21 protein-coding genes are annotated in these 26228 nt (G+C 73.2%); 11 read left to right on the top strand and 10 right to left on the bottom strand.

The genetic code is table 11. The annotated features are described in order from the left end of the window. Nucleotides 1-94: 94 nt before the first annotated feature. The 3 genes from JOE68_RS20300 to JOE68_RS20310 all read left to right on the top strand — a co-directional run bounded on the left by JOE68_RS20300 (nucleotide 95) and on the right by JOE68_RS20310 (nucleotide 2431). A complete protein-coding gene (locus tag JOE68_RS20300) occupies nucleotides 95-1009 on the top strand; it encodes an ABC transporter ATP-binding protein (RefSeq protein ID WP_204843876.1) in 915 nt (304 codons plus the stop codon). Further along, complete coding sequence (locus tag JOE68_RS20305; protein WP_307819778.1) at nucleotides 1006-2049, top strand: ABC transporter permease; 1044 nt, start codon at nucleotides 1006-1008, stop codon at nucleotides 2047-2049. Before JOE68_RS20300 ends, JOE68_RS20305 begins: the two co-directional genes overlap by 4 nt. Before the next feature lie 67 nt (nucleotides 2050-2116). Continuing rightward, a complete protein-coding gene (locus JOE68_RS20310; RefSeq protein WP_204843877.1) occupies nucleotides 2117-2431 on the top strand; it encodes a DUF3817 domain-containing protein in 315 nt (104 codons plus the stop codon). 220 nt (nucleotides 2432-2651) lie between these two features. Here JOE68_RS20310 and JOE68_RS20315 read toward each other — a convergent pair whose 3' ends face one another. Then, entirely contained in the window at nucleotides 2652-3155 is a 504-nt protein-coding gene (locus JOE68_RS20315) for a MarR family winged helix-turn-helix transcriptional regulator (RefSeq protein WP_204843878.1), read from the bottom strand. 43 nt (nucleotides 3156-3198) lie between these two features. On the opposite strand from JOE68_RS20315, the gene JOE68_RS20320 reads away from it, so the two are divergent. Genes JOE68_RS20320 through JOE68_RS20330 form a run of 3 tightly spaced genes read left to right on the top strand, consistent with a single transcriptional unit; the run spans nucleotide 3199 to nucleotide 5416 of the window. Continuing rightward, nucleotides 3199-3504: an MTH1187 family thiamine-binding protein gene (locus JOE68_RS20320; protein WP_204843879.1), complete on the top strand. Its 306-nt coding sequence runs from the start codon at nucleotides 3199-3201 to the stop codon at nucleotides 3502-3504. 23 nt (nucleotides 3505-3527) lie between these two features. Then, a complete protein-coding gene (locus JOE68_RS20325; RefSeq protein WP_239562299.1) occupies nucleotides 3528-4415 on the top strand; it encodes an SCO6745 family protein in 888 nt (295 codons plus the stop codon). A gap of 41 nt (nucleotides 4416-4456) precedes the next feature. Continuing rightward, on the top strand, nucleotides 4457-5416 hold the full coding sequence (locus JOE68_RS20330) for a tetratricopeptide repeat protein (RefSeq protein WP_204843881.1): 960 nt from the start codon (nucleotides 4457-4459) through the stop codon (nucleotides 5414-5416). A gap of 58 nt (nucleotides 5417-5474) precedes the next feature. Here JOE68_RS20330 and JOE68_RS20335 read toward each other — a convergent pair whose 3' ends face one another. Both JOE68_RS20335 and JOE68_RS20340 read right to left on the bottom strand, forming a co-directional pair. Next, on the bottom strand, nucleotides 5475-6911 hold the full coding sequence (locus JOE68_RS20335; protein WP_204843882.1) for a neutral zinc metallopeptidase: 1437 nt from the start codon (nucleotides 6909-6911) through the stop codon (nucleotides 5475-5477). Between the two features lie 779 nt (nucleotides 6912-7690). Further along, nucleotides 7691-9067 (bottom strand): neutral zinc metallopeptidase, encoded by a 1377-nt coding sequence (locus JOE68_RS20340; RefSeq protein ID WP_204843883.1) that lies wholly within the window; start codon nucleotides 9065-9067, stop codon nucleotides 7691-7693. Between the two features lie 323 nt (nucleotides 9068-9390). Between JOE68_RS20340 and JOE68_RS20345 the strand changes: the two genes are divergently transcribed. Genes JOE68_RS20345 through JOE68_RS20355 form a run of 3 tightly spaced genes read left to right on the top strand, consistent with a single transcriptional unit; the run spans nucleotide 9391 to nucleotide 12910 of the window. Then, on the top strand, nucleotides 9391-10953 hold the full coding sequence (locus JOE68_RS20345) for a discoidin domain-containing protein (protein WP_204843884.1): 1563 nt from the start codon (nucleotides 9391-9393) through the stop codon (nucleotides 10951-10953). After that, the gene (locus JOE68_RS20350) at nucleotides 10953-12158 is read left to right on the top strand and encodes an MFS transporter (RefSeq protein WP_204843885.1); all 1206 of its coding nucleotides are present in this window, start codon (nucleotides 10953-10955) and stop codon (nucleotides 12156-12158) included. Before JOE68_RS20345 ends, JOE68_RS20350 begins: the two co-directional genes overlap by 1 nt. A 23-nt stretch (nucleotides 12159-12181) precedes the next feature. Beyond that, a complete protein-coding gene (locus JOE68_RS20355; protein WP_307819779.1) occupies nucleotides 12182-12910 on the top strand; it encodes a TolB-like translocation protein in 729 nt (242 codons plus the stop codon). Here JOE68_RS20355 and glgB read toward each other — a convergent pair. From glgB to JOE68_RS20375, 4 genes are all read right to left on the bottom strand, one after another. Then, entirely contained in the window at nucleotides 12897-15059 is a 2163-nt protein-coding gene (gene glgB / locus JOE68_RS20360) for a 1,4-alpha-glucan branching protein GlgB (protein WP_204843886.1), read from the bottom strand. The genes JOE68_RS20355 and glgB overlap by 14 nt on opposite strands. Next, on the bottom strand, nucleotides 15056-16387 hold the full coding sequence (locus JOE68_RS20365; protein WP_204843887.1) for a maltokinase N-terminal cap-like domain-containing protein: 1332 nt from the start codon (nucleotides 16385-16387) through the stop codon (nucleotides 15056-15058). The genes glgB and JOE68_RS20365 overlap by 4 nt, the downstream gene beginning before the upstream one ends. A gap of 5 nt (nucleotides 16388-16392) precedes the next feature. Continuing rightward, a complete protein-coding gene (treS, locus tag JOE68_RS20370; protein ID WP_204843888.1) occupies nucleotides 16393-18204 on the bottom strand; it encodes a maltose alpha-D-glucosyltransferase in 1812 nt (603 codons plus the stop codon). Nucleotides 18205-18292: 88 nt separating this feature from the next. After that, complete coding sequence (locus tag JOE68_RS20375) at nucleotides 18293-20272, bottom strand: alpha-1,4-glucan--maltose-1-phosphate maltosyltransferase (RefSeq protein WP_204843889.1); 1980 nt, start codon at nucleotides 20270-20272, stop codon at nucleotides 18293-18295. A gap of 464 nt (nucleotides 20273-20736) precedes the next feature. Here JOE68_RS20375 and glgP point away from each other — a divergent pair, with 464 nt between their 5' ends. Next, nucleotides 20737-23301 (top strand): alpha-glucan family phosphorylase, encoded by a 2565-nt coding sequence (glgP, locus tag JOE68_RS20380; protein ID WP_204843890.1) that lies wholly within the window; start codon nucleotides 20737-20739, stop codon nucleotides 23299-23301. A gap of 116 nt (nucleotides 23302-23417) precedes the next feature. Here glgP and JOE68_RS20385 read toward each other — a convergent pair whose 3' ends face one another. Continuing rightward, complete coding sequence (locus JOE68_RS20385) at nucleotides 23418-24524, bottom strand: tetratricopeptide repeat protein (RefSeq protein WP_307819780.1); 1107 nt, start codon at nucleotides 24522-24524, stop codon at nucleotides 23418-23420. 190 nt (nucleotides 24525-24714) lie between these two features. Between JOE68_RS20385 and JOE68_RS20390 the strand changes: the two genes are divergently transcribed. Continuing rightward, nucleotides 24715-25005 (top strand): hypothetical protein, encoded by a 291-nt coding sequence (locus tag JOE68_RS20390; RefSeq protein ID WP_204843892.1) that lies wholly within the window; start codon nucleotides 24715-24717, stop codon nucleotides 25003-25005. A 150-nt stretch (nucleotides 25006-25155) separates the two neighbouring features. Here JOE68_RS20390 and JOE68_RS20395 read toward each other — a convergent pair whose 3' ends face one another. After that, nucleotides 25156-25542 carry a rhodanese-like domain-containing protein gene (locus JOE68_RS20395; RefSeq protein WP_204843893.1) on the bottom strand — a complete coding sequence of 129 codons (387 nt, stop codon included), beginning with the start codon at nucleotides 25540-25542 and terminating at the stop codon, nucleotides 25156-25158. Then, entirely contained in the window at nucleotides 25539-26117 is a 579-nt protein-coding gene (locus JOE68_RS20400; protein WP_204843894.1) for a cysteine dioxygenase, read from the bottom strand. Before JOE68_RS20400 ends, JOE68_RS20395 begins: the two co-directional genes overlap by 4 nt. Between the last annotated feature and the right edge of the window lie 111 nt (nucleotides 26118-26228).

The raw sequence follows: 26228 nt of genomic DNA on the forward strand, positions 1-26228 counted from the left end.
CGCGCCGGTCAAAAGTATCGAGCCCTGTTCACTTTCGTCGCGCGAAACCCGGAGTCCGTCCGACGCGCGAGCGCTCGGGGACTACCGTCCAGCCATGACAGGGGCGCGCATACCAGCCGTCGTGGTCGCGGACATCCGCAAGCACTACGGTGACCTGAAAGCGGTGGACGGCGTCTCGTTCACCGTCGCCGAGGGGGAGTTCTTCGGCATCCTGGGCCCGAACGGGGCCGGCAAGACCACCACCCTGGAGATCGTCGAGGGCCTGCGCAAGGCCGACTCCGGCTCCGTGACGCTGCTCGGCGAGGACCCGTGGCCGCGCAACCCGGAGCTGCTGCCGAGGATCGGCGTGCAGCTCCAGGCGTCGAGCTTCTTCGAGAAGCTGACGGCCAAGGAGCAGTTGCAGACCTTCGGGTCGCTCTACGGCGTCACCGCGGCGAAGGCCGTCGACATGCTGGAGCTGGTGGGGCTGACCGACAAGGCGGACGTGCAGGAGAACAAGCTGTCCGGCGGCCAGCGGCAGCGGCTGTCCATCGCCTGCGCCCTGGTCCACGACCCGGACGTGGTGTTCCTGGACGAGCCGACCGCCGCGCTGGACCCGCAGGCCAGGCGGAACCTGTGGGACGTGCTGCGGGCCATCCAGGCGCGCGGCAAGACGATCGTCTACACCACGCACTACCTCGACGAGGCGGAGATCCTCTGCGACCGCGTGGCGATCATGGACAAGGGCCGGGTCCTCGCCATGGACGCGCCCGCGACGCTCGTGCGGGGCCTCGACGCGCCGACGCACGTCGTGCTCCGGAAGGGCAGCCTCCCGCTCGCGGACGCCCGGGCGATCGCCGGGGTGGAGCAGGCCCAGGAGGACGAGGTCTCGCTGACGATCTCCACCCGCCGGCCCGCGCCGGTGCTGTCGGCGCTGGCCGAGCGCGGCACGCTGGACGGGCTCCAGGTGCGCACGGCCACGCTGGAGGACGTCTTCCTCGACCTGACCGGGCGGGAGTACCGGGCGTGACCGCGTTCAAGAGCCTGTCGGCCGCGATGGCCAAGGGCTTCCTCCGCGACCGCACGACGCTGTTCTTCGCGTTCGTGTTCCCGTTGATGTTCCTGGTCGTGTTCGGCCTGCTGTTCCGCGACGCGGGCGACGAGCGGACGAAGATCGCGGTGTCCGGCGACGGCCCCGTGATCGCGGCGCTGGACGGGACCGGCGCCCTGGAGCTGGAGCGGCACGACGACGTCGAGGCGGCCAGGCGCAAGGTGCACGACGGCGACCTGCCCGCCCTGGTGGCGGTGCGGGGCAACGAGGTCGAGCTGACCTTCGCGGCCAGCGACCAGGTCGAGGCCCAGACCGTCATCGGCATCGTCTCCGGCGTGGTCGACAAGACCAACCTGGCCGCCACCGGGGCCGCGCCCGCGTTCACGCTGTCGGCCCGACCGGTCGAGGACGCGTCGCTCAAACCGATCCAGTACCTCACCCCCGGCATCCTGTCGTGGTCGGTCTCGATCTCCGGTGTCTTCGGCGCGGCCCTGACGCTCGTCTCGTGGCGCAAGAAGCAGGTGCTGCGCCGGATCCGCCTGGCGCCGGTCAGCACCACGGCGGTGCTCAGCTCGCGCGTCCTGGTCAGCGTCGGCACGGCGCTGGCGCAGGGCGTGGTGTTCGTCGCGGTGGCGCTGACGCCGGTGTTCGGCCTGAAGCTGACCGGCCAGTGGTGGCTCGCCCTGCCGCTGCTCGTGCTGGGCACGACGGCGTTCTTCGCCGTCGGGATGCTCGTCGGCGCGTTCTGCCGGACCGAGGAGGCGGCCAGCGGGGCGGCGAACGCCATCGTCCTGCCGATGGCCTTCCTGTCCGGCACGTTCTTCCCGCTGGAGAACGCGCCGGGCTGGCTGCAGACCGTGTCGAACGTCTTCCCGCTGCGCCACATGAACGACGGGATGCTCGACGTCCTGGTGCGGGGCAAGGGGATCGAGGCCCTGCTCGTGCCCGCCGCAGTCCTGATCGGGTTCACCCTGGTGGTCGGCTTCATCGCGGCCAGGGTCTTCCGCTGGGAGGACTGACCCGGTGCGCACCCGACAAAACGGACCCGGGGGCCGGGTGAGCCCGGTCACCGCCCACAATGGGGGAATGCTTAGCAGCCCCGTGGGTCGTTTCCGCCTCCTCGCGCTGGCCGAGGCCGTGTCGTGGGCAGGTCTGCTGATCGGCATGTTCTTCAAGTACGTGCTGGTGAACAACGAGCTGGGGGTGAAGGTCTTCGGGCCGGTCCACGGCGTCGTCTTCGTCGGCTACGTGCTGGTGACCCTCATGCTGGCGCACCGCTGGGACCGGCGGACGACGATCTGGGCGCTGGTGGCGAGCATCCCGCCGTTCGGCACCGTCGTGTTCGAGCGGTGGGCGCAGCGCACCGGGAAGCTGACCGAGGCCCGGCCCGCGAACGACTGAGCCGGGCACGGCCGGGCGGATGTGCTCCAGCGCACCCGCCCGGCCGCCCCGGAGCGCCGCCGGACCGCCTGGGCGGCCCCGCGGCGCCCGCAGCGGCGCGTCGGGGAGGTCGTGGTCGTCCGCAGTGGACAGACCGGCGGGCACGCCGTCCGCCACGACCTGGTGGGTGACCGTCCCGCGGGCCGGCGCCGGCGGGGTCGGGCGCACGTGCCGGGCGGGGTCAGCTGTCGAAGTCGCCGACCGCCCGGCGGACCTTCGCCAGCAGCTCCGTCAGCTGCTCGGTCTGCCGCTCGGTCAACCCGCGCAGGCCGAACCCGACCCCGACGACGGCCTCGGTCGCGGCCTCGCGCCGGGCGTGGCCTGCCTCGGTGATCTCCACCAGGGTGGTGCGCCGGTCGGTCGGGTGGGGGTTGCGGCGGACCAGGCCGTCGGCCTCCAGCCGGTCGACGATGTTGGTCACGCTCGTGGGGTGCAGCTGGAGGCGCTCGCCCATGACGCGCATGGGCAGGCTGCCGGTGCGGGCGAACGTCAGCAGCACCAGGGCCTCGAACCGGGCGAAGGTCAGGCCGTGCGGTTTGAGGGCGGCGTCCACGGCGGACTGGATGATCTGCTGTACTCGCATGACGCTCGTGACGGCGGCCATCGACGTCGATGGGCCGATCCGCTTCTCCCACAGCTCGGCGGCGCGCGCGATGGGGTCGAACGGGAGCGGCTGGGACGTCATGCCGCCGAAGCTACCAGTGGGTACCCGGCTACAGGAGGCAGCAGTGCTCGTCGCGTTCAGCATCAGCCCGCTCGGCGGGGAGTCTGACAGCGTGGCCGCGGCCGTCGCCGAGGCGGTGCGGGTGGTCCGGGAGTCCGGGCTGCCCAACGAGACCAACGCCATGTTCACCCTGGTCGAGGGGGAGTGGGACGAGGTGATGGCGGTGGTGCGGCGGGCGACCGAGGCCGTGCAGGCCACCGCGCCGCGGGTGGGCCTGGTGCTCAAGGCCGACATCCGGCCGGGCCACACCGGGCAGCTGCGGGCGAAGGTGGAGCGGGTCGAACAGCACCTCGCCTCTGGTGAACAGTAGGACGTCCGACTAATTTGACGACCATGTCGCCCCGAGAGCTGTGGTTGCGCTTCGAGACCTACCACGACGTCACCTACTTCACGCCCGAGTCCCGCGCCGTCACCGACGAGCTGGGCTGCCGGGGCGGGTGGATGGGCTACTTCGGGATGCGCGCCGCGCCGCTGGGCGCGGCGGCCCCGGAGACCGTGACCGCCGCGTTCTTCAGCTTCCACCCGCGCAAGGTGGCGCGGGCGCTGCCCGCGGCGTGGGAGGTCGCGTCGCCGGAGGTGTTCCTCCGGGCCCGGCTGCGCGGCGTCGACCGGGCGCTGCGCCGGATGCTGCCGGCCGCGGGCGACGGCGCCGACGGGGCGCTCGCGGTGGACGGCGAGGTCGTCGCGGAGGCCGCCGGGCTGGCCGTCCGGGCCGCCGCGGCGGCCCCGCTGGAGGGCCGGGTGCTGGGCGCGGCCAACGCGGCCCTGCCCGTGCCCGAGGAGCCGCACCTGGCGCTGTGGCAGGCGTGCACGACCCTGCGCGAGCTGCGCGGCGACGGGCACCTGGCGGCGCTCGTCGCGGCCGGGCTGACGGCGTGCGAGACCCTGGTGCTGTTCGGCGCGGACAAGGGCCTGGACCCGCAGTACCTGCGGACCGCCCGCGGGTGGGACGAGGACGAGTGGCGCGCGGCCGAGGCGTCGCTGGCCGCGCGCGGCCTGCACGGCGACGGGGGCATCACGCCGGCCGGCCGGGCGCTGCGCGAGGATGTCGAGCGCCGGACCGACGAGGCCGCCGCCCGGCCGTGGCAGTCCCTGGGCGAGGCGGGCGCCGCCCGGTTCCTGGAGCTGATGACCCCGATCGCGCTGGCCCTGGGCCGGCGCAACGACGCGATGCGCCCCAACCCGATGGCCCTCGACCCGGTGGGCGAGCTGACCGCCTGACCGGTCGCCGCCCGCTCCGGGCGTCGTGCCAGGATGGGACCGTGACAAGGCCAGACCCTCGCAAGACCGCAGCACTGTCCGCCGCGCTGTCCGGGGCGGTCGACCTGGGCGCGCTGAAGGCACGGGCCGACGCCGCCCGCCAGCGCGCCGCCGCACCGCCGCCGGGCGCGCCCGCGCCCGCCGACGGGGGCGGCCCGAGCCCGTGGGTGCTCGACGTCACCGAGGCGACGTTCCAATCGGTGGTCGAGCGCTCGCTGGACATCCCGGTCGTGGTCGAGCTGACCGCGTCTTGGAGCCCGGAGGCCGGGCAGCTGTCCCCGGTCCTGGAGCGGGCCGCGCGGGCCGGCGGCGGCGCCTGGATCCTGGCCCGCGTCGACCTCGACGCGAGCCCCCGGGTGGGCCAGGCGTTCGGCGTGCAGTCCGTGCCGACGGTCGTGGCGGTGGCCGCCGGGCAGCCGGTGGACGCGTTCGCCGGGCCGCTGCCGGAGGCCGAGTTCGCCCAGTGGATCACCCGGCTGCTCGACGCCCTGCGCGACCGGCTGCCGGGGATCAAGGCCGCGGAGGCGGGCCTGGAGCCGGCCGAGGCGCCCGAGGACCCGCGGTTCGTCGCGGCCGAGGAGGCGTTCGAGCGGGGCGACTTCGCCGCCGCCGAGGCCGCCTACGAGGCCGTCCTGGCCGCCGAGCCGGGCAACGCCGACGCCAAGGCCGCCCTCGCGCAGGTCCGGTTCACCGCGCGCGCCGAGAACCTGACGCCGGACGTGGTGGCCGCGGCCGACGCCGCGCCCGACGACGTGGACGCCCAGCTGGCCGCCGCCGACGCGCAGCTGGCCGGGCAGGACGTCGAGGCCGCGTTCAAGCGGCTGGTGGACACCGTGCGCCGGGTGTTCGGGGAGGACCGGGACCGGGTGCGCGAGCACCTGGTCGGGCTGTTCGAGCTGTTCCCGGCCGACGACGAGCGGGTCGCCAAGGCCCGGCGGAGCCTCGCCAGCGCGCTGTACTGAGCACCGGCGTCGTGCGCCCCGCCCGGCCGTGTTCCGGGCAGGGCGCACGACGTCGGCGTCAGCCGGAGTACTTGCGGGTGCAGAGCCCGGAGCCGTCGAAGAAGCCGTCCCGGAACGCCTCCACCCGGGCGAAGCCCGAGGGCACCACGGTGCCGTTGACGTCGGCCGCGATGAGGCTCTTGTCGTTGAGCAGCTCGGCCACCGCCTCGTCCAGGTCGCCCGACGAGAGCTGCAGGTCGGCGGAGGGCTCGGCCGTCGTCCCGGCCCACGCGCCGGTCAGGCAGGCGGTGCGCAGGCCGGCCGCCGGGCCCTCCAGCGGGTAGCCGGTGGCCTTCTGGATGGACAGCGCGAAGCGCGACGCGATCTCCGCGAAGGCCGCGAAGTCCCCGATGCCGCCCTTCTGGCCGCGCTTGGGCGGGGTGCCGATCCTGACCAGGTCGGGCAGGTCGATGGAGATGGTGTTGGTGGCCGGGCAGTACGCCGCCGGCGACGTCTCCCGCGCGTCCGGGCAGGACGGGCCGCCCTGCCCGAAGGTCGGCGGGGTGGCGCCGCTCTGCTTGAACGCGGTGCGCAGGCTCTCCTCCAGCAGCTCCAGGTAGCGGGGCTCGTCCACCTTGAGGTTGCCCTTGCCCAGGCCGGTGTCCTGGTCCTTGGAGTCGAACTTCTGCTGCGTGATCCGGCCCTGGACCTCCTGCTCGTCGATCGCGGCGCACCGCTTCGGGTCGCCCGCGAAGCCGAACTGGAAGGCCGCCACCCGGTCGAACGCGCTGCCGTGCGCGCCCTGCTTCTCGGCGGAGGTGCCCGCCGCGTCCCGGATGAAGAACATCGTCGCCAGGACCTGGTTGAGCCCGGGGCCGGTCGAGATGCGGAAGTGCTTGGACCTGCCCTCGGCCACCCAGCGGAAGAAGTTGCCCGCGTAGCAGTCCGCCTGCTGCTCCTTGATGATCGACGGGGTGGCCTGCGTGATGCCGCCCTGCGCGCCGAGCTTGTACTGCACGGCGTGGCCCATCTCGTGGGCCAGCACGGTCACCACCGCCATCGGGCCGAAGGCGTCGTCCAGCATGGGCAGCAGCTCGCCCCGGTCCCAGGCGATGCTGTCGTCCAGCGAGCAGTAGAAGGCGTTGGCCACGCCCTTGGTGTTGGTGCGGCAGATCTCGACGCCCGCGCCGTTGGAGTCGTAGGACACCAGGCGCTCGACGGGCTGGAACTCCTTGCCGAAGTTGGCGGGCAGCTGCTCGCTCCAGTACTCCTCCACGTCGGCGAGCGCGTTGATGGCGAGCCGGTCCATCTCGCCGCCGTCGCCGTTCTCCACGCGCAGGTCCGCGTCCGGCACACCGGGCTTGGCGCCGCTCTCCCCGGTGGTGATGTCCAGCCCGGACACCTTCGTCACGTCCGGCCGGGTGGCGCGCCCCAGCCCGTCCACCACCTGCGTGCACCCGCCGGCCAGCGCCGCCACCGCGACGACCGCCGCGACCGTGAACACCCGTCGAGCCATGCCCCAGCCCCATCCCGATCCGTGCGGTCCGGCCCGAACCCTACTTGGCGAATGGCGGCGGTGGGACCGGAACCACCAGGCTGCGGCGCTCTCGGACAAGTCGACCGGCCCGTTCGTGCGCCCACCGCCACCCCGGCGGGACGAATGGCGCCCGCACCCGCCCCCTGCCGCGACCCGCGCTCCACATGGCTTTGGCCTCAAGCCGCGCCTCGCGCGGCGGCGCTTCGCTCTCGCCTCAAGCCGCGCCTCGCGCGGCGGCGCTGTTCAGCGCAGCCGTGTGCCTCGTGTTCTCCCCGTACGGCCTGGGCGCAGCCCAATCATCTTTGTCGGGGGGTGTCAAGCACGCCCTTCGCTTGACACCCCCCGACAAAGATGATTGCCTCCGGCAGGCCGTACGGGGAGAACACGACGCACTTCCCTCCTCCTTGGGGGCCTCTCGGCCGCTCTTCTTACCAAGATCGCGCACCGATCCAGGAAATATTAGGCGCGGTACGGATCCAAGCTGAAAAGCTTTAAAGAGTCCTCGCCGGACAGGCAGGCCGCCAAGGAGAAGGAAAAGAAAGAGCGGTCGTGTTCCCCCCGCATGACCTGTCAAAGACGACCATGCTTTCTTGGGGGGTGCAAGCGAAAAGCGTGCTTGCACCCCCCAAGAAAGCATGGTAGCCCTCCGGGCAGGCCATACGGGGAGAACACGAAGCCACCGGTCTGCACGGGGCGTGCTGAAACCCAAAAGCGGAAAGCCGCGAGCCGCGAGCCTGGAGGTCGGGGGGTCGGGGGTGTTAATTCAGGCCGCAGGCTTTTGCGCCCTCGAAGACCCCGGCCCGGAACACGTCCACCCGCTGGAAACCGGGATCGACGACGTCCTTGCCGCTCGCATCGCGGGCTGCGTAGTCGTGGGCGAGGAGCACCTGCACGGCCTCGTCCAGGTCGCCCGGTGACAACCCGAAATCATTGGGCTGGGTGAAGACGCGATTCGTGTAAGCGCCGGCCAGGCACAGGGCGCCGGACGCGGCCTCCGAACCCTCGACCGGCCGGCCGACGGCGGCCAGCGCGGCGAGGCCGTAGCGGGACGCGAGCAGCACACCGGTCGCGTAGTCGCCGATCTCGGCGTGCAGCTCGGGCAGGTCCTCGGAGACCTCGATCTGCACCGAACCGTCCTTCGGGCAGAACGCGATCGGGCCCTGGTCGCCGGAGCAGGTCGGCTCCTCCTGGACCGGGGTGGCCTTCGGCGGGGTCCAGGTCCTGCCCTTGGCGGTGACCAGCGCGGCGTAGTAGGCGTCCAGGTCCGGGGTGATGGCGCGCAGCATCTCGTCGAACGGCAGGTTGCCGCCCCGGTCCCGGTCGTCGAGGCTGGTGAACGCCTGCTGGGTGAACGGCCGGTTCTCCACGGTCATCGCGCCGCAGAACTTCGTGCCCCGCTGGTACCCGTCCTGGAAGGCCGACACCCGGTCGAACGCGTTGCCGTGCGCGGACCGGTCGCCGGCCGACGTGCCGACCGGGTCGCGGAAGGTGACCAGCGCGCCCAGCGCCGAGTCGAGCGTGTCGGTGCCGATGTCGAGGTGCTGGGACCTGCCGTCGTTGACCCACTTGATGAAGCTGCCCGCGAAGCAGTCGGCCATCGCCTCGGTGAGAATCGTCGGGTACTTCCGCGGGTCCCGCCGCTCGGCCTCGGGGGTGATCCCCATGCGGCGCTGCACGGCGTGCCCCATCTCGTGCGCGAGCACGATCACCACGGCCGCGTCGCCGAACCGGTCCTGCAGGACGGGCAGCAGGGCGGCCCGGTCCCACGCGATGGCGTCGGCGGTGGGGCAGTAGTACGCGTTGCCCTCGACGTCGCTCGCCTTCTCCGTGCACGGCGGCGGCTTGGCCGACGGGTCGGAGGTGTCGACGGAGTAGATGCCGCCCTCCAGCGGGCTCCACTTCTCGCCGAAGGTGTCCGGGAAGGCCGTCGCCCAGAAGGCGTCGACGTCGGTGATCGCCGTGGCCGCGAGGCGGTCGATCTCCCCGCCGTCGGTGCCCTTGATGAAACCCGGGTCCACCCCGCCCTCGGACACGACCTTGCCCGCCGTGGGGTGTCCGTCGACCAGTCGGGTGCACCCGGAGGCCACGAGTGCCACCGCCACCAGCAGGACCAGTCGAGCCGAAGCGTGCCGCATTCGACCATTGTGCAGGTTGCGGGCCCGGAACGGGGTGTCGTCCGGGCCGCTCCGCGGGCCGACCGGCAGGCGCGCCCGGCACGGGCGGGTCCGTGGTCGGCCGGCCCGCCGGCCCGGCGTTCACCTCCCGTTGCGGTGGCGTTGCCGGGGAAGTCGGCCAGGGTTGTCGGCGCCGGGGTTGTGCCGGTGACCTGCGCGAGCGGGTCGGGAGCGGTGCCGGGCGGGGCGTTGACTTCCCCGTCGGGGCGGGGCTAGCCTGCCGATTGTAAACATTCTTTACGATTCTGCTCCGAGCCGCCGCCACGGACCGTGAGGAGAACTCCGTGCGCCGAGTAGCCCCGTTGGCCTCGGTGGCTGTGTGCGTCCTGCTCGCCCAGCCGTTGACAGCCGCCAGCGCACCCGCCGATTCCCTTCTCTCCCAAGGCAGACCGGTCACCACGTCCTCCGTGGAGGACTCCGACCTGGCCGGCCAGTTCGCGGTCGACGGCCGCGACGACACCCGCTGGGCCAGCGCGCCCGGCATCGACCCGCAGTGGCTCACCGTCGACCTCGGCAGCGCCGCCGAGGTGCACCAGGTGATCGTCCGCTGGGAGGACGCGTACGCCACCAAGTACAAGGTCCAGCTCTCCGCCAACGGCTCGTCGTGGACCGACATCAGCAGCCGCAGCACCGGCGACGGCGAGACCGACACCCACAGCGGCCTGCGCGCCACCGGCCGCTACCTGCGCGTCCTGGGCACCGAACGGGCCACCGAGTACGGCTACTCGATCTGGGAGCTGGAGGTCCACGGCGTGCGCGGCGGCGGTGACGCGGTCCCGCCCTCGGCGCCCGCGGGCCTGCGCGTCACCGGCACGACGTCGAGCAGCGCCTCGCTGGCCTGGACGGCGTCCACCGACAACGTCGGCGTCGCCGGCTACGACGTCCTCCGCGACGGCGTCGTGGTCGGCGAGACCACCGGCACCACCTACACCGACGGCGGGCTGGCCCCGTCCACCGGGTACGGCTACGCGGTCCGGGCGCGGGACGCCGCGGGCAACACCTCCGGGTCGAGCAACGAGGTCCGGGCCACGACCGCGGCCGGCTCCGGGTCGTTCGTCGTCGCCGCGGCCGGCGACATCGCCGAGCAGTGCACCGCGAGCAGCTCCTCCTGCGTGCACCCGAAGACCGCCCGGCTGGTCGAGCAGATGAACCCCGTGGCGGTGATCACCATGGGGGACAACCAGTACGACGACGCCCACCTGTCCGACTTCCGCAACTACTACGACAAGACGTGGGGCCGGTTCAAGGCCAAGACCAAGCCCACGCCCGGCAACCACGAGACCTACTCCGACCCGCCGCTGTCCGGCTACAAGGGCTACTTCGGCTCCATCGCCACGCCCAACGGCAAGACCTACTACTCCTGGGACCAGGGCAACTGGCACTTCATCGCCCTGGACTCCACCGAGTCCAGCAAGCCGGGCTCGGAGCAGCTGGAGTGGCTCAAGCGCGACCTGGCGGCCAACCGCAAGGGCTGCGTGGCCGCGTACTACCACCACCCGCGCTGGAGCTCCGGCTCGCACGGCCACAACACCAGCAGCGCCGGGCTGTGGGAGACGCTGGTGGCCAACAAGGCCGACCTCGTGCTCGGCGGCCACGACCACCACTACGAGCGGTTCAAGCCGTTGAACGCCGCCGGGAAGGCCGACCCCGCCGGCACCCGCTCGGTGATCGGCGGCGGTGGCGGCGCGTCGCTGTACAAGGTCTCCGCGGACCCGGCCACCACCGAGTTCGCGAAGTCCACCCACGGCGTGCTCAAGCTGACCCTGACCGACTCCACCTACTCCTGGCAGTACCTGGGCCTGGACGGGAAGCCGGTCGACAGCACGCCGACCTACAGCTGCCACTGATGTACATCGCGACCGCGCGGCGGACGCCGGAGACGGGTCGCGGCCGGGGCCGGGTCGCGGGCAACGTGCTCGCGCTCGGCCTGGTCAGCCTGGTCACCGACGTGTCGTCGGAGATGGTGACGGCGGTGCTGCCGCTGTACTTCGTGGTCGCGCTCGGGTTGAGCCCGTTCCAGTTCGGCCTGCTGGACGGGCTCTACTCCGGCGTGACGGCGGTGGTGCGGCTGCTCGGCGGCCACGTCGCCGACCGGTGGCAGCGGCGCAAGGCGGTGGCGCTGGTCGGGTACGGGCTGTCCGCGCTGGCCAAGCCGGCCCTGCTCGCCGTCGGCTCCTCGGTGGCGGCGCTGGGCGCGGTGCTGGCCGTGGACCGCACCGGCAAGGGGTTGCGCACCGCGCCGCGGGACGCGCTGATCTCGTTGAGCAGCACGCCGGACGCGCTCGGGCGGGCGTTCGGGGTGCACCGGGCGATGGACACCGTGGGCGCGTTCCTCGGGCCGCTGGTGGCGATGTTCGTGCTGTGGGCGAGCCTCGGCGACTACGACGCGGTGTTCGTCACCAGCTTCTGCGTCGCCGTGCTCGGCGTCGTGCTGCTGGCGCTGCTGGTGCGCGACCACCGCACGCCGCTGCCGGTCCGGCCGCCGCTGCGGACCCTGTGGCGCAAGCCGTTCCGGCGGGTGGTGGGCTGGGCCGCGGTGCTCGGCCTGGTGACCGTCGGCGACGCCTTCCTGTACCTGGTGCTGCAGCAGCGGCTCCAGCTGGACGCGGTGCACTTCCCGCTGCTGGCCCTGGGCACGGCGGCGGTGTACCTGCTGCTGGCGGTGCCGCTGGGCCGGCTGGCCGACCGGGTCGGGCGGTGGCCGGTGTTCCTCGGCGGGCACCTGGCGCTGGCGCTGGCGTTCGGCCTGCTGCTCACGCCGCTGACCGACGTCGTCGTGGTCCTGGTGCTGCACGGCGTGTTCTACGCGGCCACCGACGGCGTGCTGCCGGCCGCCGCGAGCCCGCTGCTGCCCGCCGAGCTGCGGACCAGCGGGATGGCGGTGCTGCAGACCGCCCAGGCCCTGGCGAAACTGGTTTCCTCCGTCCTGTTTGGAGCGATGTGGACCCTCTGGGGAGTCTCGACGGCGATCCTGGTGTCGCTGGTGCTGCTGGCGGTCGTGCTGGTCGGCGCGGCCGTCGGGCGGCCGCTGTCCTCGCGGCCGTCCTCCTGATCGCGGGCGCGGCGGTGTACGTCGTGCACGCCCGCGGGCGCACGGCGGAGGCGGGCGCGGAGTGCGCGCGCCGGTCGGCGGCGGCGGGCACCCGGGCCTGCCTCACCGCGCTGCCCGGCCTGCCGCCCATGGCGGAGCTGGTGGTCACCCGGGCCGGGCGGGAGCAGCGGCACGCGGTGCCCGGCATCCCGAGCCGGCTGCAGGTCTCGCCCAGCGGGCGGATGGTGTCGTGGACGGTGTTCGTCTCCGGCGACTCCTACAACACGGCCGGTTTCTCCACCCGGACCGGCATCCTCGACACCGGGACCGACGACCTGCGCAAGTCCATCGAGGACATCCCGCTGACTGTGGACGGCAAGCGGTACTTCGCCCCCGACGTCAACTTCTGGGGCGTCACCTTCGCCGCCGACGACACCCGCTTCTACGCCACGGTCGCCAGCCGCGGCCGCACCCACCTGATCCGGGCCGACTACCGCGCCTGGGAGGCGGAGGCGCTGCGCGACAACGTGGAGTGCCCGTCGCTGTCCCCGGATGGCACCCGGCTGGCGTTCAAGAAGCGGGTCGAGCCGGGACCGTGGCGGCTGCACGTGCTGGACCTCGCCACGATGGCGGAGACCCCGCTGGCCGAGACCCGCAGCGTCGACGACCAGGCCGTGTGGCCGGACGCCGGCACCGTGGGCTACGGCCTGGCGGGGCAGCGCTGGGCGGTGCCCGCCGACGGGACGGGCGCGCCGGGCGTCACTCCGGGATGAGCCAGAGCACGCCGGCCGGCGGGAGCTGCAGGACCGCCGACGCCGGCCGGCCGTGCCACGGCTGCTCCTCCGCCACCACCCCGCCGAGGTTGCCCACGCCGGACCCGCCGTAGCCCGTCGAGTCGGTGTTGACCACCTCGCGCCACCGGCCCGCCACCGGCAGGCCCACGCGGTAGTCGTGGTGCGGCATCCCCGCGAAGTTGGCCACGCACGCCAGCACCGAGCCGTCCTCGCCGACGCGCAGGAAGCTCAGCACGTTGCCCGCCGAGTCGTTCGCGTCAATCCAGGAGAACCCCTCGGGCCTGCCGTCGGCGCTGTAGAGCGCGGGCGACTCCCGGTACACCGCGTTCAGGTCGCCCACCAGCGAGCGGATCCCCGCGTGGAGCGGGTCCTCCAGCAGGTGCCAGTCCAGCGAGCGGGACTCCGACCACTCGGCCCGCTGGCCGAACTCGCCGCCCATGAACAGCAGCTGCTTGCCCGGGTGCGCCCACATGAACGCCAGCAGCGACCGCAGGCCGGCGGCCTTGTTCCAGTCGTCGCCGGGCATCCGCTGCCACAGCGAGCCCTTGCCGTGCACCACCTCGTCGTGCGACAGCGGCAGCACGAAGTTCTCGCTCCACGCGTACACCAGGGAGAAGGTGATCTCGTTGTGGTGGAACGACCGGTGCACCGGCTCGCGCGACAGGTAGTGCAGCGAGTCGTGCATCCAGCCCATGTTCCACTTGAACCCGAAGCCCAGGCCGCCCAGGTGCGTCGGCCGCGTCACGCCCGGCCACGCGGTGGACTCCTCGGCCACCATCACCACGCCGGGGTGCCGCTTGTAGACCGTCGCGTTCAGCTCCTGCAGGAACCGCACGGCGTCCAGGTTCTCCCGGCCGCCGTACTGGTTGGGCAGCCACTGCCCCTCCTCGCGGGAGTAGTCCAGGTACAGCATGGAGGCCACCGCGTCGACCCGCAGGCCGTCGATGTGGAACTCCTCGATCCAGTACAGGGCGTTGGCGACCAGGAAGTTGCGCACCTCGTTGCGCCCGAAGTCGAACACCAGCGTGCCCCAGTCGGGGTGCTCGCCGCGCCTGGGGTCCTCGTGCTCGTACAGCGCCGTGCCGTCGAAGCGGGCCAGCGCCCAGGAGTCCTTCGGGAAGTGCGCGGGCACCCAGTCCATGATCACGCCGATGCCGTGGCCGTGCAGCACGTCCACGAAGTGCCGGAAGTCGTCCGGCGAGCCGAACCGGGACGTGGGCGCGTAGTACGACGTCACCTGGTAGCCCCACGAGCCGCCGAACGGGTGCTCGGCCACCGGCATCAGCTCGACGTGCGTGAACCCGGCCTCCACGACGTAGCGGGCCAGCTCGTCGGCCAGCTCGCGGTAGCCGAGGCGGCGCCCGTCCTTCTCCGGCAGCCACGACCCGAGGTGCACCTCGTAGACGCTCATCGGGGCGTTGATCCACTGCGTCGCGTCGCGCCGGGCGCGCCACTCGGCGTCGCCCCACTCGTAGGCCGAGGCCGTCACGACCGACGCCGTGGCGGGCGGCTCCTCGGTGGCGAACGCCATCGGGTCGGCCTTCTCGTGCCAGCCGCCGTCGCGCCCCAGGATGCGGAACTTGTACCGGCTGCCCACCGGCACGCCGGGGATGAACACCTCCCACACGCCCGAGGAGCCCAGCGACCGCATCGGGTTCGCCCGGCCGTCCCAGCCGTCGAAGTCGCCGAGCACCCGCACGCCGCGCGCGGTCGGCGCCCACACCGCGAACGACACGCCGGTCACCGTGCCGGAGACCGTGTCGTAGGAGCGGACGTGCGCGCCGAGCACGTCCCACAGCCGCTCGTGCCGGCCCTCGCCGATCAGGTGCTGGTCCAGCTCGCCGACGGTGGGCAGCCAGCGGTACGGGTCGTCCACCTCCACCGTGCACTCGGGGTAGGCGACCTCCAGCCGGTAGTCGCCGGGGTGCTCGGGCAGCTCGCCGCCGAACAGCCCGTCGGCGAGCCGGTCCAGCTCGAACCGCTTGTCGCCGGCCAGCACCGCCACCGCGGTCGCGCCCGGCCGCAGGGCCCGCGCCACCACCTCGCCCGAGGGCAGGTGGTGCACGCCGAGCACGGAGTGCGGGTCGTGGTGCGACCCCGAGAGCAACCGGTCGAGGTCCTGGGTCATCGCGTTCCCTCTCCAGTGATCCGGGCGATCGACGACAGCGGGACCGTCAACCACTCCGGCCGGTTGGCGTGCTCGTAGGCGACCTCGTAGACCGCCTTGTCCAGCTCGAACGCCCGCAGCAGGTGCCCGCGCCCGCGCGGGTCGCCCACCGAGGGCGCCGCCGCCTCCGCGTAGCCCTCGGTGAACGCCGCGCGGTTGCGCCGCGACCACTCCAGCGCCCGGACCGCCAGCTGGTGGTCCTCCGGCTGCCCGACGAGCAGCTGGTGGGCCGCGTAGTCGAAGGATCGCAGCATTCCGGCCACGTCGCGCAGCGGGGAGCGCAGCGCGGTCCGCTCGGCGATCGGCGCGCCCGGCTCGCCCTCGAAGTCGATCAGCAGCCACCCGTGGACGGTGCGCAGCACCTGGCCCAGGTGCAGGTCGCCGTGGATGTGCTGGATGGAGATGGCGCCGGGCGTGTCCCGGGCCTGCTCGAACGCCTCGCGCAGCGCGGGCACGTACGGCCGCAGCTGCGGCACCGCCTCGACCACCGCGTCCAGCCGGTCCACCATCGCCCGCACGGTCCGGTCGATGTCGTCCGCGGCGGCGTGCTCGGAGCCCAGCGCCCGCTCCAGGTCGGCGTGCACGGCGGCCACCGCCTGCCCCAGCCGCTGCGCCTCGCCCGCGAAGTCGCCGCCCACCTCGTCGGCGTGCAGGTCGCCCTCGGCCATCAGGTCGCGCACGCTGGTGGTGGCCATCGCCCAGCCGTCCACCGCGTCGGGCAGGAACTGCTGGAGCATCCCGACGGTGGTGGTGCGCCCGTCCAGCTCGCCGGTGATCGAGCCCAGCGGCTGCGCGATGTGCTCGCAGCCCACCCGGTGCAGGGCGCGGTGCAGCACCAGGTCCGGGTTCTCGCCGACGGTCAGCTTGCGGAACAGCTTGAGGATGTACTGGCTGCCGAACACCAGCGAGGTGTTGCTCTGCTCGGAGGTGATCGGCCGCCCGCGCAGGCCGGCCTGCACCTCGGCGTCCGGCTCGTGCCGGAACACCAGGCCGTCCGCGGTGGCGTCCTCGGCGATGAGGTCCAGCAGCCGGCCGGCCAGCTCGGGGTCGCCGGTCGCGTCGTAGTTCTCCACCCGGTCGCTCACCAGCAGCTGGTAGGGCGCGCGCCGGTCCGGCTGCTCGACCTCCACCACCAGGTGCACCAGCAGCGGGTCCGCGTCGAGCACGGAGACCCGCAGCGGCCGGGCGGCGGTGACCGGCCGGTCCTTGCCGCCGAACCACCGCTGCGCGGGCAGCCACTCGGGCAGTTCGGCCACCACCTTGTCGACCAGGTCGTGGGGTTCGGTCACTGCGCTCACCTCGTCTCGCCCTCGTCGCCCGCGTCCACCAGCTGGAACCAGTAGAAGCCGTGGCCGGGCAGCGTCAGCAGGTAGGACAGGTCGCCGATGGCCGGGAAGCGCACCCCGCCGGTCAGCTCCACCGGGCGGCTGCCGCGGTGCTCGGACAGGTCCAGCTCGACCGGTTGCGGGAACCGGGACAGGTTGTTCACGCACACCACGACGTCCTCGTGCCCGTCCGGGCGGCACCACCGGCGCCGGTAGGCCAGCACGCTCGGGTTCGAGCCGCCCAGGTCGGTGAAGTCGCCCTCGGCGAACGCGTGGTGCTGCTTGCGGACCTCGATCATCCGCCGGGTCCAGTTCAGCAGGGAGGACTGGTTGTTCAGCTGCGCCTCCACGTTGAGGGCCTGGTAGCCGTAGACGGGGTCCATGATCACGGGCAGGTAGATGCGGCCGGGGTCGCAGGAGGAGAACCCCGCGTTGCGGTCGGGGGTCCACTGCATCGGCGTGCGGACGGCGTCCCGGTCGCCCAACCAGATGTTGTCGCCCATGCCGATCTCGTCACCGTAGTAGAGAACCGGCGATCCCGGCAGGCTCAGCAGCATGGCGGTGAACAGCTCCTGCTGGTTGCGGTCGTTCTCCAGCAGCGGCGCCAGGCGGCGTCTGATCCCGATGTTCGCCTTCATGCGCGGGTCCTTGGCGTACTCCGCGTACATGTAGTCGCGCTCTTCGTCGGTGACCATCTCCAGCGTCAGCTCGTCGTGGTTGCGCAGGAAGATGCCCCACTGGCAGCCGTCGGGGATCTGCGGCGTCTGGGCCAGGATCTCCGAGATCGGGAACCGCGACTCCCGCCGCACGGCCATGAAGATGCGCGGCATCAGGGGGAAGTGGAACGCCATGTGGCACTCGTCGCCGCCCACCTCGGCGTCGCCGAAGTACTCCACGACGTCGCTGGGCCACTGGTTGGCCTCGGCCAGCAGCACCCGACCGGGGTACTCGTCGTCGACCACCTTGCGGCAGCGCTTGAGGAAGTCGTGCGTGCGCGGCAGGTTCTCGCAGTTGGTGCCCTCCTGCTCGAACAGGTAGGGCACGGCGTCCAGCCGGAACCCGTCGATGCCCAGGTCAAGCCAGAACCGCAGGGTGTCGAGCATCGCCTCCTGCACGTCCGGGTTCTCGAAGTTCAGGTCGGGCTGGTGGGAGAAGAAGCGGTGCCAGTAGAACTGGCCGCGCACCGGGTCGTAGGTCCAGTTGGACGACTCGGTGTCGACGAAGATGATGCGCGCGTCCGCGTAGCGCTGGTCGTCGTCGCTCCACACGTAGTAGTTGCCGTACGGCCCGTCGGGCTCGGCGCGGGACTGCTGGAACCACGGGTGGGCGTCGCTGGTGTGGTTGAGCACCAGGTCGGTGATCACCCGGATGCCGCGCCGGTGCGCCTCGTCGAGCAGGTAGACGAAGTCCTCCACCGAGCCGAACTCCGGCAGCACGGCCCGGAAGTCGGAGATGTCGTAGCCGCCGTCGCGCAGCGGGGAGGCGTAGAACGGCGGGAGCCACAGGCAGTCGACCCCCAGCCACTCCAGGTAGTCCAACCGGGACGCGAGACCGCGCAGGTCGCCGGTGCCGTCGCCGTTGGAGTCGGTGAACGCGCGCACCAGGACCTCGTAGAACACCGCGCCCTTGAACCAGTCCGGCTCGCGCGGCGCGAGTTTCGCCGAGCGGAAGTCCTCGGCCTGCGGTTCGACCAGGAGGCCGTCGGCCCCGATGGCCTCCCCGGTGTGCGGGACTCCCTCCAGTCCGGTCAGCGCGGCGTCGGGTCGGGCGTCTTCTGCCATGTGCTCCACCTCGTCCCACCTCATCGGGGGTACGGTCGACGGTCCCTCGCGCCGGGCGCGGGGACCGTGTAGCCGGGTCGGTCGCTGGTTAGCTGCTGAACCTGCGCTGCACGCCGACGATGTGCGCCGAGGCTCGCCAGGGTTCGAGGCGGACGTAGTTGGCCTGGCCCCAGTCCCAGGTCTCCCCGCTCACCTCGTCGTGCGCGATCAGGCGTTCGTGCCAGTCGAAGCCGAGCTGGGGCAGGTCGAGCCAGACGGTGCCGTCCTGGGCGTTGTCCGGGTCCAGGTTGACGACCACGACCACCGTGTCGCCGGTGCCCGGGTCCTGTTTGGAGTAGGCGATCAGCGCGGGGTTGTCGACGTGGTGGAAGCGCAGGGTGCGCATCTGCTGCAACGCCGGGTGCGCGCGCCGGACGGCGTTCAGCTTGCGCAGCCACGGCTCCAGCGACCGGCCCTCCGCGACCGCCTGCCGGAAGTCGCGGGGGCGCAGCTGGTACTTCTCGGAGTCGAGGTACTCCTCGCTGCCCTCGCGCACGGCCTGGTGCTCGTAGAGCTCGTAGCCGGAGTACACGCCCCAGGTCGGGCTCATCGTCGCGGCCAGGGCGGCGCGCAGCGCGAACATGCCCGGACCGCCGTGCTGCAGCGACGCGTGCAGGATGTCCGGCGTGTTCACGAACAGGTTGGGCCGGGCCTCGTCCCAGTGCTCGACCAGCTCGACGCCGAACTCGGTCAGCTCCTCCTTGGTCGTCCGCCAGGTGAAGTACGTGTAGCTCTGGGTGAAGCCGAGCTTCGCCAGCCCGTAGAGCCGGGCCGGCCGGGTGAACGCCTCGGACAGGAACAGCACGTCCGGGTGAGCGTCCTTCACCGTCCAGATCAGCCACGCCCAGAAGTCCGGCGGCTTGGTGTGCGGGTTGTCCACCCGGAAGATGCGCACCCCGTGGTCGACCCAGTGCAGGACGACGCGCAGCACCTCGTTGTAGATGCCCTGCGGGTCGTTGTCGAAGTTGACCGGGTAGATGTCCTGGTACTTCTTCGGCGGGTTCTCGGCGTAGGCGATCGAGCCGTCCGGGCGCGTGGTGAACCACTCGGGGTGCTTGAGCACCCACGGGTGGTCCGGGGCGCACTGCAGGGCCAGGTCGAGCGCCACCTCCAGGCCCAGCTCGTTCGCCCGCCGCACGAACGCGTCGAAGTCCTCGATCGTGCCCAGCTCGGGGTGCACGGCGTCGTGGCCGCCCTCGTCCGCGCCGATGGCCCAGGTCGAGCCGGGGTCGTCCTCGGTGGCGACGAGCGTGTTGTTGGGGCCCTTGCGGTTGACCCGGCCGATGGGGTGGATCGGCGGCAGGTAGGCGACGTCGAAGCCCATCGCCGCGATCCGGTCCAGCTCCTTGGCGGCGGTGGTGAACGTGCCGTGCACCGGGACGCCGGCCTCGTCCAGCCCGCCCGTGGAGCGCGGGAAGAACTCGTACCAGGAGCCGAACGCGGCCCGCTGCCGGTCCACCCAGACCTTCTGCGGCTTGCCCTTGGTGACCAGCTCGCGCACCGGGTGGTCGTGCATGACCTGCCGGACGTCCTGCGCGAGGGCGGGCGCGACCCGCTCGGCCAGCGGGCGCGCCTCGTCGCGCAGCGCGGCGGCGGCGTTGACCAGCAGCGGCTTGTCCCTGCGCCGGTCGGGCCGCCGCGACACGCGGTCCAGCAGCCGGGCGCCGCTCTCCAGGTCGTTGCGCAGCTCGTCGGGGCCCTGCCCGGCCGCGATCTTGACCTCGACGGCGTGCAGCCAGGTGGCCCACGGGTCCGACCACGCGTCGACGCGGAAGGTCCACGCGCCCTCGGCGTCGGGGACGATCGTGGCGGCCCAGCGGTCCAGCCCGACGCCCTGCGGCGCCATCCGGGTCTGTCTCGCGACCCGGTCCGCCGGCCCCCGCCACGTCACCGTGGCGGCGACGGCGTCGTGGCCCTCGCGCCACACCGTCGCCTCGACCGGGACGTGCTCGCCGACCACGGCCTTGGCCGGGTACCGGCCACAGCTCACGGTCGGGGAGACGTCGTCGACACCGAGTCGCCCGCTCATCGGCAGCGCCCTTCTCGCCTGGGGTGACGCTTGCACGGTCAAGTTTGCCCGTCTGGATCACGCGCGGAGCCACCGGGACTCCCCACCCGCTGTTCCTACCCCTTCTGGTTGGATTGCACACTTGGCGGTGATTCCGGTCTCGGCACGGGGGACGTCGATCTCAACCCCCGAGGCGGGCGACACCCCTGCGGGTGATCAAGTTCACCCGGTGTGAGCACCCCTCGAACGGGTGAACCGCCGGCCCCCGATCCGCCGCCCGGTCCGCGCGCCGCCCGCCGCCCGGACCACCCGCCGCCGTTCGGCCCAACGCGTGAACCCGCGCCGGCGCGTTGCGGTAACGATCGCCGGCTGTGTACGAAAGAACACGCACGGGGCCATCCACGCTGGTGAGGCTGGATCGGTCCCTGCATCGGTCCGGACGACCGTTGCCCGGCACCGCTGGATGGGGGATAGGGTCCGACGCCATGCGAGCACTCCGCCGGTTCACCGTCCGAGCCAGCCTGCCCGAGCCGCTGTCCGCGCTGGGCACCCTCGCCACCAACCTGCGCTGGACCTGGCACCAGCCGACACAGGACCTGTTCGCCTCGGTCGACCCCGGCCTGTGGGCCGCCGGCGGCGACCCGCTGCGGCTGCTGTCCACGGTTGCCCCGGAGCGGTTGGACGCCCTCGCGCGCGACGAGGGGTTCCTCGCCCACACCCGCGCCCTCGCGGACGACCTGGACCACTACACCACCGGCCCCCGGTGGTTCCAGCGGCGGCAGGACGAGGTGCGGCAGCGCCGCGAGCGCGGCGAGCAGGGCGCGAGCCCGCTGCCCGGCGCGGTCGCCTACTTCTCGATGGAGTTCGGCGTCACCGAGGCCCTGCCCAACTACTCCGGCGGGCTCGGCGTGCTCGCCGGCGACCACCTCAAGGCGGCCTCGGACCTGGGCGTCCCGCTGATCGCGGTCGGCCTGCTCTACCGCTCGGGCTACTTCCGCCAGGCCCTGTCGCTGGACGGCTGGCAGATCGAGCACTACCCGGTGCTCGACCCGCGCGGCCTGCCGCTGGAGCTGCTCACCGAGCCCTCCGGCGCGCCGATCCTGGTGCACGTGGCCATGCCCGGCGACCGGGTGCTGCGCGCCAAGGTCTGGAAGGCCCAGGTCGGCCGCATCCCGCTGCTGCTGCTCGACTCCGACGTCGAGGAGAACGACGAGGACCTGCGCGGCGTCACCGACCGGCTCTACGGCGGCGACCAGGACCACCGCATCCGGCAGGAGATCCTGGCGGGGATCGGTGGTGTCCGGGCGGTGCGCACGTTCTGTGACCTCACCGGGCATCCCAGGCCCGAGGTCTTTCACACCAACGAGGGACACGCGGGCTTCCTCGGCCTCGAACGGATCCGCGAGCTGGTGACCGGCGAGGGCCTCGACTTCGACCAGGCCCTCGCGGCGGTCCGCGCGGGCACGGTGTTCACCACCCACACCCCGGTCCCGGCGGGCATCGACCGGTTCCCCGTCGACCTCGTGCAGCACTACTTCGGCTCCGAGGCGCTGCTGCCGGGCGTGAGCACGCAGCGCGTCCTGGCGCTCGGCGCGGAGGAGAACCCCGGCCTGTTCAACATGGCCCACATGGGCCTGCGGCTCGCCCAGCGCGCCAACGGCGTGTCCCGGCTGCACGGCGAGGTCAGCCGGGACATGTTCCGCGGCCTGTGGCCGGGCTTCGACGTCACCGAGGTGCCGATCGGCTCGGTCACCAACGGCGTGCACGGCCCGACCTGGGCGGCCACCGAGATGAGCGGGCTGCTCGGCGAGCCGGACGACCCGGGCGCGGGCGGCGTCGAGCCGGTCACCGACCAGCGGCTCTGGCAGCTGCGCAACGACCTGCGGCGCAAGCTCGTCGACGAGGTCCGCCGCCGCACCCGCCTGTCCTGGCTCCAGCGCGGCGCGTCGGCCCTCGAACTGGGCTGGACCGACTCGGTGTTCGACCCCGACGTGCTGACCGTCGGCTTCGCCCGCCGCGTGCCGACCTACAAGCGGCTCACCCTGATGCTGCGCGACCCGGAGCGCCTGCGCGCCCTGCTGCTGCACCCGGAGCGCCCGGTGCAGCTGGTGGTGGCGGGCAAGTCGCACCCGGCCGACGACGGCGGCAAGGCGCTGATCCAGCAGATCGTGCGGTTCGCCGACGACGCGGGCGTGCGGCACCGGATCGTGTTCCTGCCCGACTACGACATGTCGATGGCCCGCTACCTGTACTGGGGCTGCGACGTGTGGCTGAACAACCCGATGCGCCCGCTGGAGGCGTGCGGCACGTCCGGCATGAAGTCGGCGCTCAACGGCGGCCTGAACCTGTCCATCCGGGACGGCTGGTGGGACGAGCTGCACGACGGCAGCAACGGCTGGGCGATCCCGACCGCCGACGGCGTCACCGACCCGACCCGGCGCGACGACCTGGAGGCCGCGGCGCTCTACGAGCTGCTGGGCGGCCAGGTGGCGCCGCTGTTCTACGACCGCTCCGACGACGGCGTGCCGACCCGCTGGCTGGCGATGGTCCGCCACACGCTGGCCACGCTCGGCCCCGCGGTGCAAGCCTCGCGGATGGTGCGGGAGTACGTGGAGAACCTCTACGCGCCCGCCGCGTCCTCGGCCGCGTCGGTGGTCGGCGAGGGCTACCGGGGCGCGAAGGAGCTGGCGGCCTACCGGCAGCGCCTGCGCGCGTCGTGGACCCGGATCCGCGTCCTGGACTCCGAGCTGACCGTGAACGGCTCGACCGCGCCGCTGCTGGGCGCGCCGGTGGGGGTGCGGGCGCGCGTCGAGCCGGCCGGGCTGGAGCCCTCCGAGGTCGAGGTGCAGGTGGTGCTGGGCAAGGTCGGCGACTCCGACGAGCTGTACGACGTGGTCACGCACACCATGCGGTACGTCGGCAACGGCAACTACGAGGTCGAGGTGCCGCTCCCGCACGCCGGCGCGGTGGGCTACACGGTCCGCGTGCTGCCGCGGCACGACCTGCTCGCGTCGCCGGCCGAACTCGGCCGCGTCGTGCTCGCCGGCTGACCCGCCCCGGGCCGCGCCCCCGCCCGGGGTGCGGCCCGGGGGAGCCGTCCCGGGACGGGATCGGCCCGGGAAGGGGGCGCGGGCCGCCCGGTCCGCGTCGCCCGGTCCGCGTCGCCTCAGGCGATGTCGAGGCGGGCCCTGGTCTCGGCCACCCGGGGCAGCCAGCCGGCCAGGGCGTCGGCCTCGGCGAGGGACCGGCGGGCCGCCGCGTTGTCCCCGGCCGCCATCTGCGCCCGCGCGAGGGTAGCCAGGGCGTCGGCGCGGCCCAGCGCGCTCTCGCTGCTGCCCGTCGCCCGGGTCGCCAGGTCGATGGCCAGGTCGGTGTCGCGCTCCAGCAGGGCGAGCTGGGCCAGCGTGCCGGTGCTGCGGTGCCGCGGGTAGCCGAGCTGCGCCGCGCCCTCCGAGGCGCGCCTGGCCGCGCCCAGCCCCACGTCGAGGGGCAGCTGCCCGGCCTCCATGGCGTTGGCCGTGGAGCTGGCCATCTCCGCCAGCACGAAGGCCATGTCGCGCTGGTCGAGGTCGCCGCGCCCGACCAGGCCGCTGACCAGGCGCAGCGCCTCGGCGTAGCGGGTGCGCACGGTCAGCACGGCGATCCGCGAGCCGATCGCCACCAGCAGGGTCGGGTGCTCCGCCACCAGGCGGTCCGCGATCCGCTCGGCCCGGTCCACGTCGCCGGCGGACAGCGCGTCGGAGACCTCGTTGACCATCGGGGTGGCCGCCAGCTCGGCCGCCGCGCGCCCGGTCAGGCGGGGCAGCCGGAACAGGAACCAACCCGGTGACGTCCCGCCCGCGCCGCGCCGGGGCAGCAGCCCGTGCAGCAGCACGGCCGACCCGGCGACGGCGAAGCCCCCGCCGAACGGCGTCGCGCCGGCCAGCGCCCAGCACAGGCCCACCACCGCCGCGGTCGCCAGGACCGCGACGAGCGAGGTCAGCCACAGCCGCCGCCGGACCGGCGCGCGGACCGAAGTCAGGCCGACCGACAGCAGCAGCGGCAGGGCCCGCAGCACCACGCGGCGGTGCGGCCGGTCCCAGGCGCGCACCTCGCCGCCGACGCCGATCACCACCAGCGAGACCCGGACCCGGCACACCAGCGCGCCGAGGACCAGCCCGACCTGCACCGACGCCAGGCAGACCAGGGCGCCGCACGCCGCGCCGGCCAGGCCGACCGCCCACGAACCCGGTTCCCGCACCACGACGACGACCACGACCAGCGCCGTCAGCACCTTCCAGAGCACAAGGCAGGAGACGTCGCCGGCGGGCCGCCGGTTCCCGATGGGCCGCGGGAACCGGGGCCGTCCCGGACGGGTGATCTCTGTCGCCCGTCGGCGGGTTATCGCGGGAGCCGGGTAGTGGGCCCGGTTCCGGCGCGAGTAACTGGGCGACGTGTGTCCGACTACCCCGAGGAGGAAAACCGTGGTTGTTCGCACCGCCCGCGCCTTCGCCCTGGCCGGGGCGACCTTCGCCGCTGCCGCGCTCCCGTTGCTCGCCGCCGCTCCCGCGCACGCCGACGTGCTGGACTGCCACGACTTCCTGAAAGCCTCCGGCTACGAGGTGGCGCACACCCACGCCCTGGGCTGCGGCCTGGGGCAGATGGGCAACAGCCTCCTGTGCCGGATCACCCTGGAGGGCTCCTCGGTGCGGCCGGCCGACGCGGAGCGCGCCTGCACGCTGGCCGTCGAGCAGGGGACGACCCAGCCGGGCTGAGCCCGGGGCCGCCGGGTCGGGCGGGGACGCCCGACCCGGCGGGGCGGGCTCGTCGGGGGTCGCCGCCCGCCCGGAGCGCCCCGCCGGGATTCCCAGGGCGCCCCGCCCGCCGACCGGCCCGTCGGGGACCGCCGGCGTGCGGCCGGCCCGTCAGGTGATCGCCGGGGTGGCGCCCGCCCGCACCGGCAGGCCCGCCGCCGCGTAGGCCCGGAACCCGCCGACGAGGTCCGTCGCGCGCGGCAGCCCGACCCGCTGGAGGTCGCGGGCGGCGAGGCTGGACGCGTACCCCTCGTTGCACAGCACGACGACGGTGGTGCCCGCGTCGAAGCCCGGCATCCGGTGCGCGCCGCGCGGGTCGAGCCGCCACTCCAGCACGATCCGCTCGACCGGCACGGAGCCGGGGACCTCGCCCTCGGCGAGCCGGTCGTGGTGCGGCCGGATGTCGACGACCAGCGCGCCGGGCAGCGCGGCCAGCTCCTGCGGCGTGACCCGGCGCAGCCCCCGCCGCGCCCGCGCCAGCAGCTCCTCGGCGCTCACGGGCCCTCCTGGTCGGCCAGCTCCCGCAACCGCTCCAGCGGCAGCCGCAGCGCGGGCAGCGGGGGGATCCCGGCCGGGATGTCGGCCAGGTCGGCGTACTCGCGGGTGGGCACCAGCGGCGGCGAGTAGGCGTGCACGCTCGACGCGGGCGCGGCGCCCCGGTTGACCACCCGGTGCGCGCGGCCGGCGCCGAAGCCGACCGCCGACCCGACGTCGCGCACCGCGGTGCGCACGGGCCCGCCGGGGTAGCGGTAGTGCTCGGTCAGCTCCCCGGTCAGCACCGCGAAGGACCCGGCGGCCCCGCCGTGGTCGTGCGGCTCGGTGCCCTGGCCGGGCAGCCACGACAGCAGCCACAGCTCGACGCCCTCGGTGAGCCCGAGCCGGGCCCACCACCGGCGCCCCGGGTCGAATTCCAGGACCGACAGCAGGGCGGTGGTCAGCTCACCGGCCACGAACGAGGTCAGCTCGCGCAATTCCCGCGGGGTCCACAACTCGCGGGACGGGTGGATGAGGTCGTGCAACAACGGCACGTCGAGCGCCGGGTGCAGGTCGGCACGGACAAGGGCGGAAGTCATGGTCGCTCCAGACGGCTACGGCGGAGAAGTGCGGGGTAGCTGCCGAGACGCGACGGTGCGGGAATTCCAGCGGCGATTCCACGCCGCTGTCGCGATCAACCACTCCGTCGC

The sequence above is a fragment of the Saccharothrix algeriensis genome, from assembly GCF_016907655.1.
GTDB classification, from domain to species: domain Bacteria; phylum Actinomycetota; class Actinomycetes; order Mycobacteriales; family Pseudonocardiaceae; genus Actinosynnema; species Actinosynnema algeriense.

What these genes read in the sequence shown, in the direction of transcription:
- JOE68_RS20300 (WP_204843876.1), top strand. Translation starts at nt 95, where the DNA reads ATGACAGGGGCGCGCATACCAGCCGTCGTGGTCGCGGACATCCGCAAG.
- JOE68_RS20310 (WP_204843877.1), top strand. Translation starts at nt 2,117, where the DNA reads ATGCTTAGCAGCCCCGTGGGTCGTTTCCGCCTCCTCGCGCTGGCCGAG.
- JOE68_RS20315 (WP_204843878.1), bottom strand. Translation starts at nt 3,155, where the DNA reads ATGACGTCCCAGCCGCTCCCGTTCGACCCCATCGCGCGCGCCGCCGAG.
- JOE68_RS20325 (WP_239562299.1), top strand. Translation starts at nt 3,528, where the DNA reads ATGTCGCCCCGAGAGCTGTGGTTGCGCTTCGAGACCTACCACGACGTC.
- JOE68_RS20335 (WP_204843882.1), bottom strand. Translation starts at nt 6,911, where the DNA reads ATGGCTCGACGGGTGTTCACGGTCGCGGCGGTCGTCGCGGTGGCGGCG.
- JOE68_RS20340 (WP_204843883.1), bottom strand. Translation starts at nt 9,067, where the DNA reads ATGCGGCACGCTTCGGCTCGACTGGTCCTGCTGGTGGCGGTGGCACTC.
- JOE68_RS20350 (WP_204843885.1), top strand. Translation starts at nt 10,953, where the DNA reads ATGTACATCGCGACCGCGCGGCGGACGCCGGAGACGGGTCGCGGCCGG.
- glgB (WP_204843886.1), bottom strand. Translation starts at nt 15,059, where the DNA reads ATGACCCAGGACCTCGACCGGTTGCTCTCGGGGTCGCACCACGACCCG.
- treS (WP_204843888.1), bottom strand. Translation starts at nt 18,204, where the DNA reads ATGGCAGAAGACGCCCGACCCGACGCCGCGCTGACCGGACTGGAGGGA.
- JOE68_RS20375 (WP_204843889.1), bottom strand. Translation starts at nt 20,272, where the DNA reads ATGAGCGGGCGACTCGGTGTCGACGACGTCTCCCCGACCGTGAGCTGT.
- glgP (WP_204843890.1), top strand. Translation starts at nt 20,737, where the DNA reads ATGCGAGCACTCCGCCGGTTCACCGTCCGAGCCAGCCTGCCCGAGCCG.
- JOE68_RS20400 (WP_204843894.1), bottom strand. Translation starts at nt 26,117, where the DNA reads ATGACTTCCGCCCTTGTCCGTGCCGACCTGCACCCGGCGCTCGACGTG.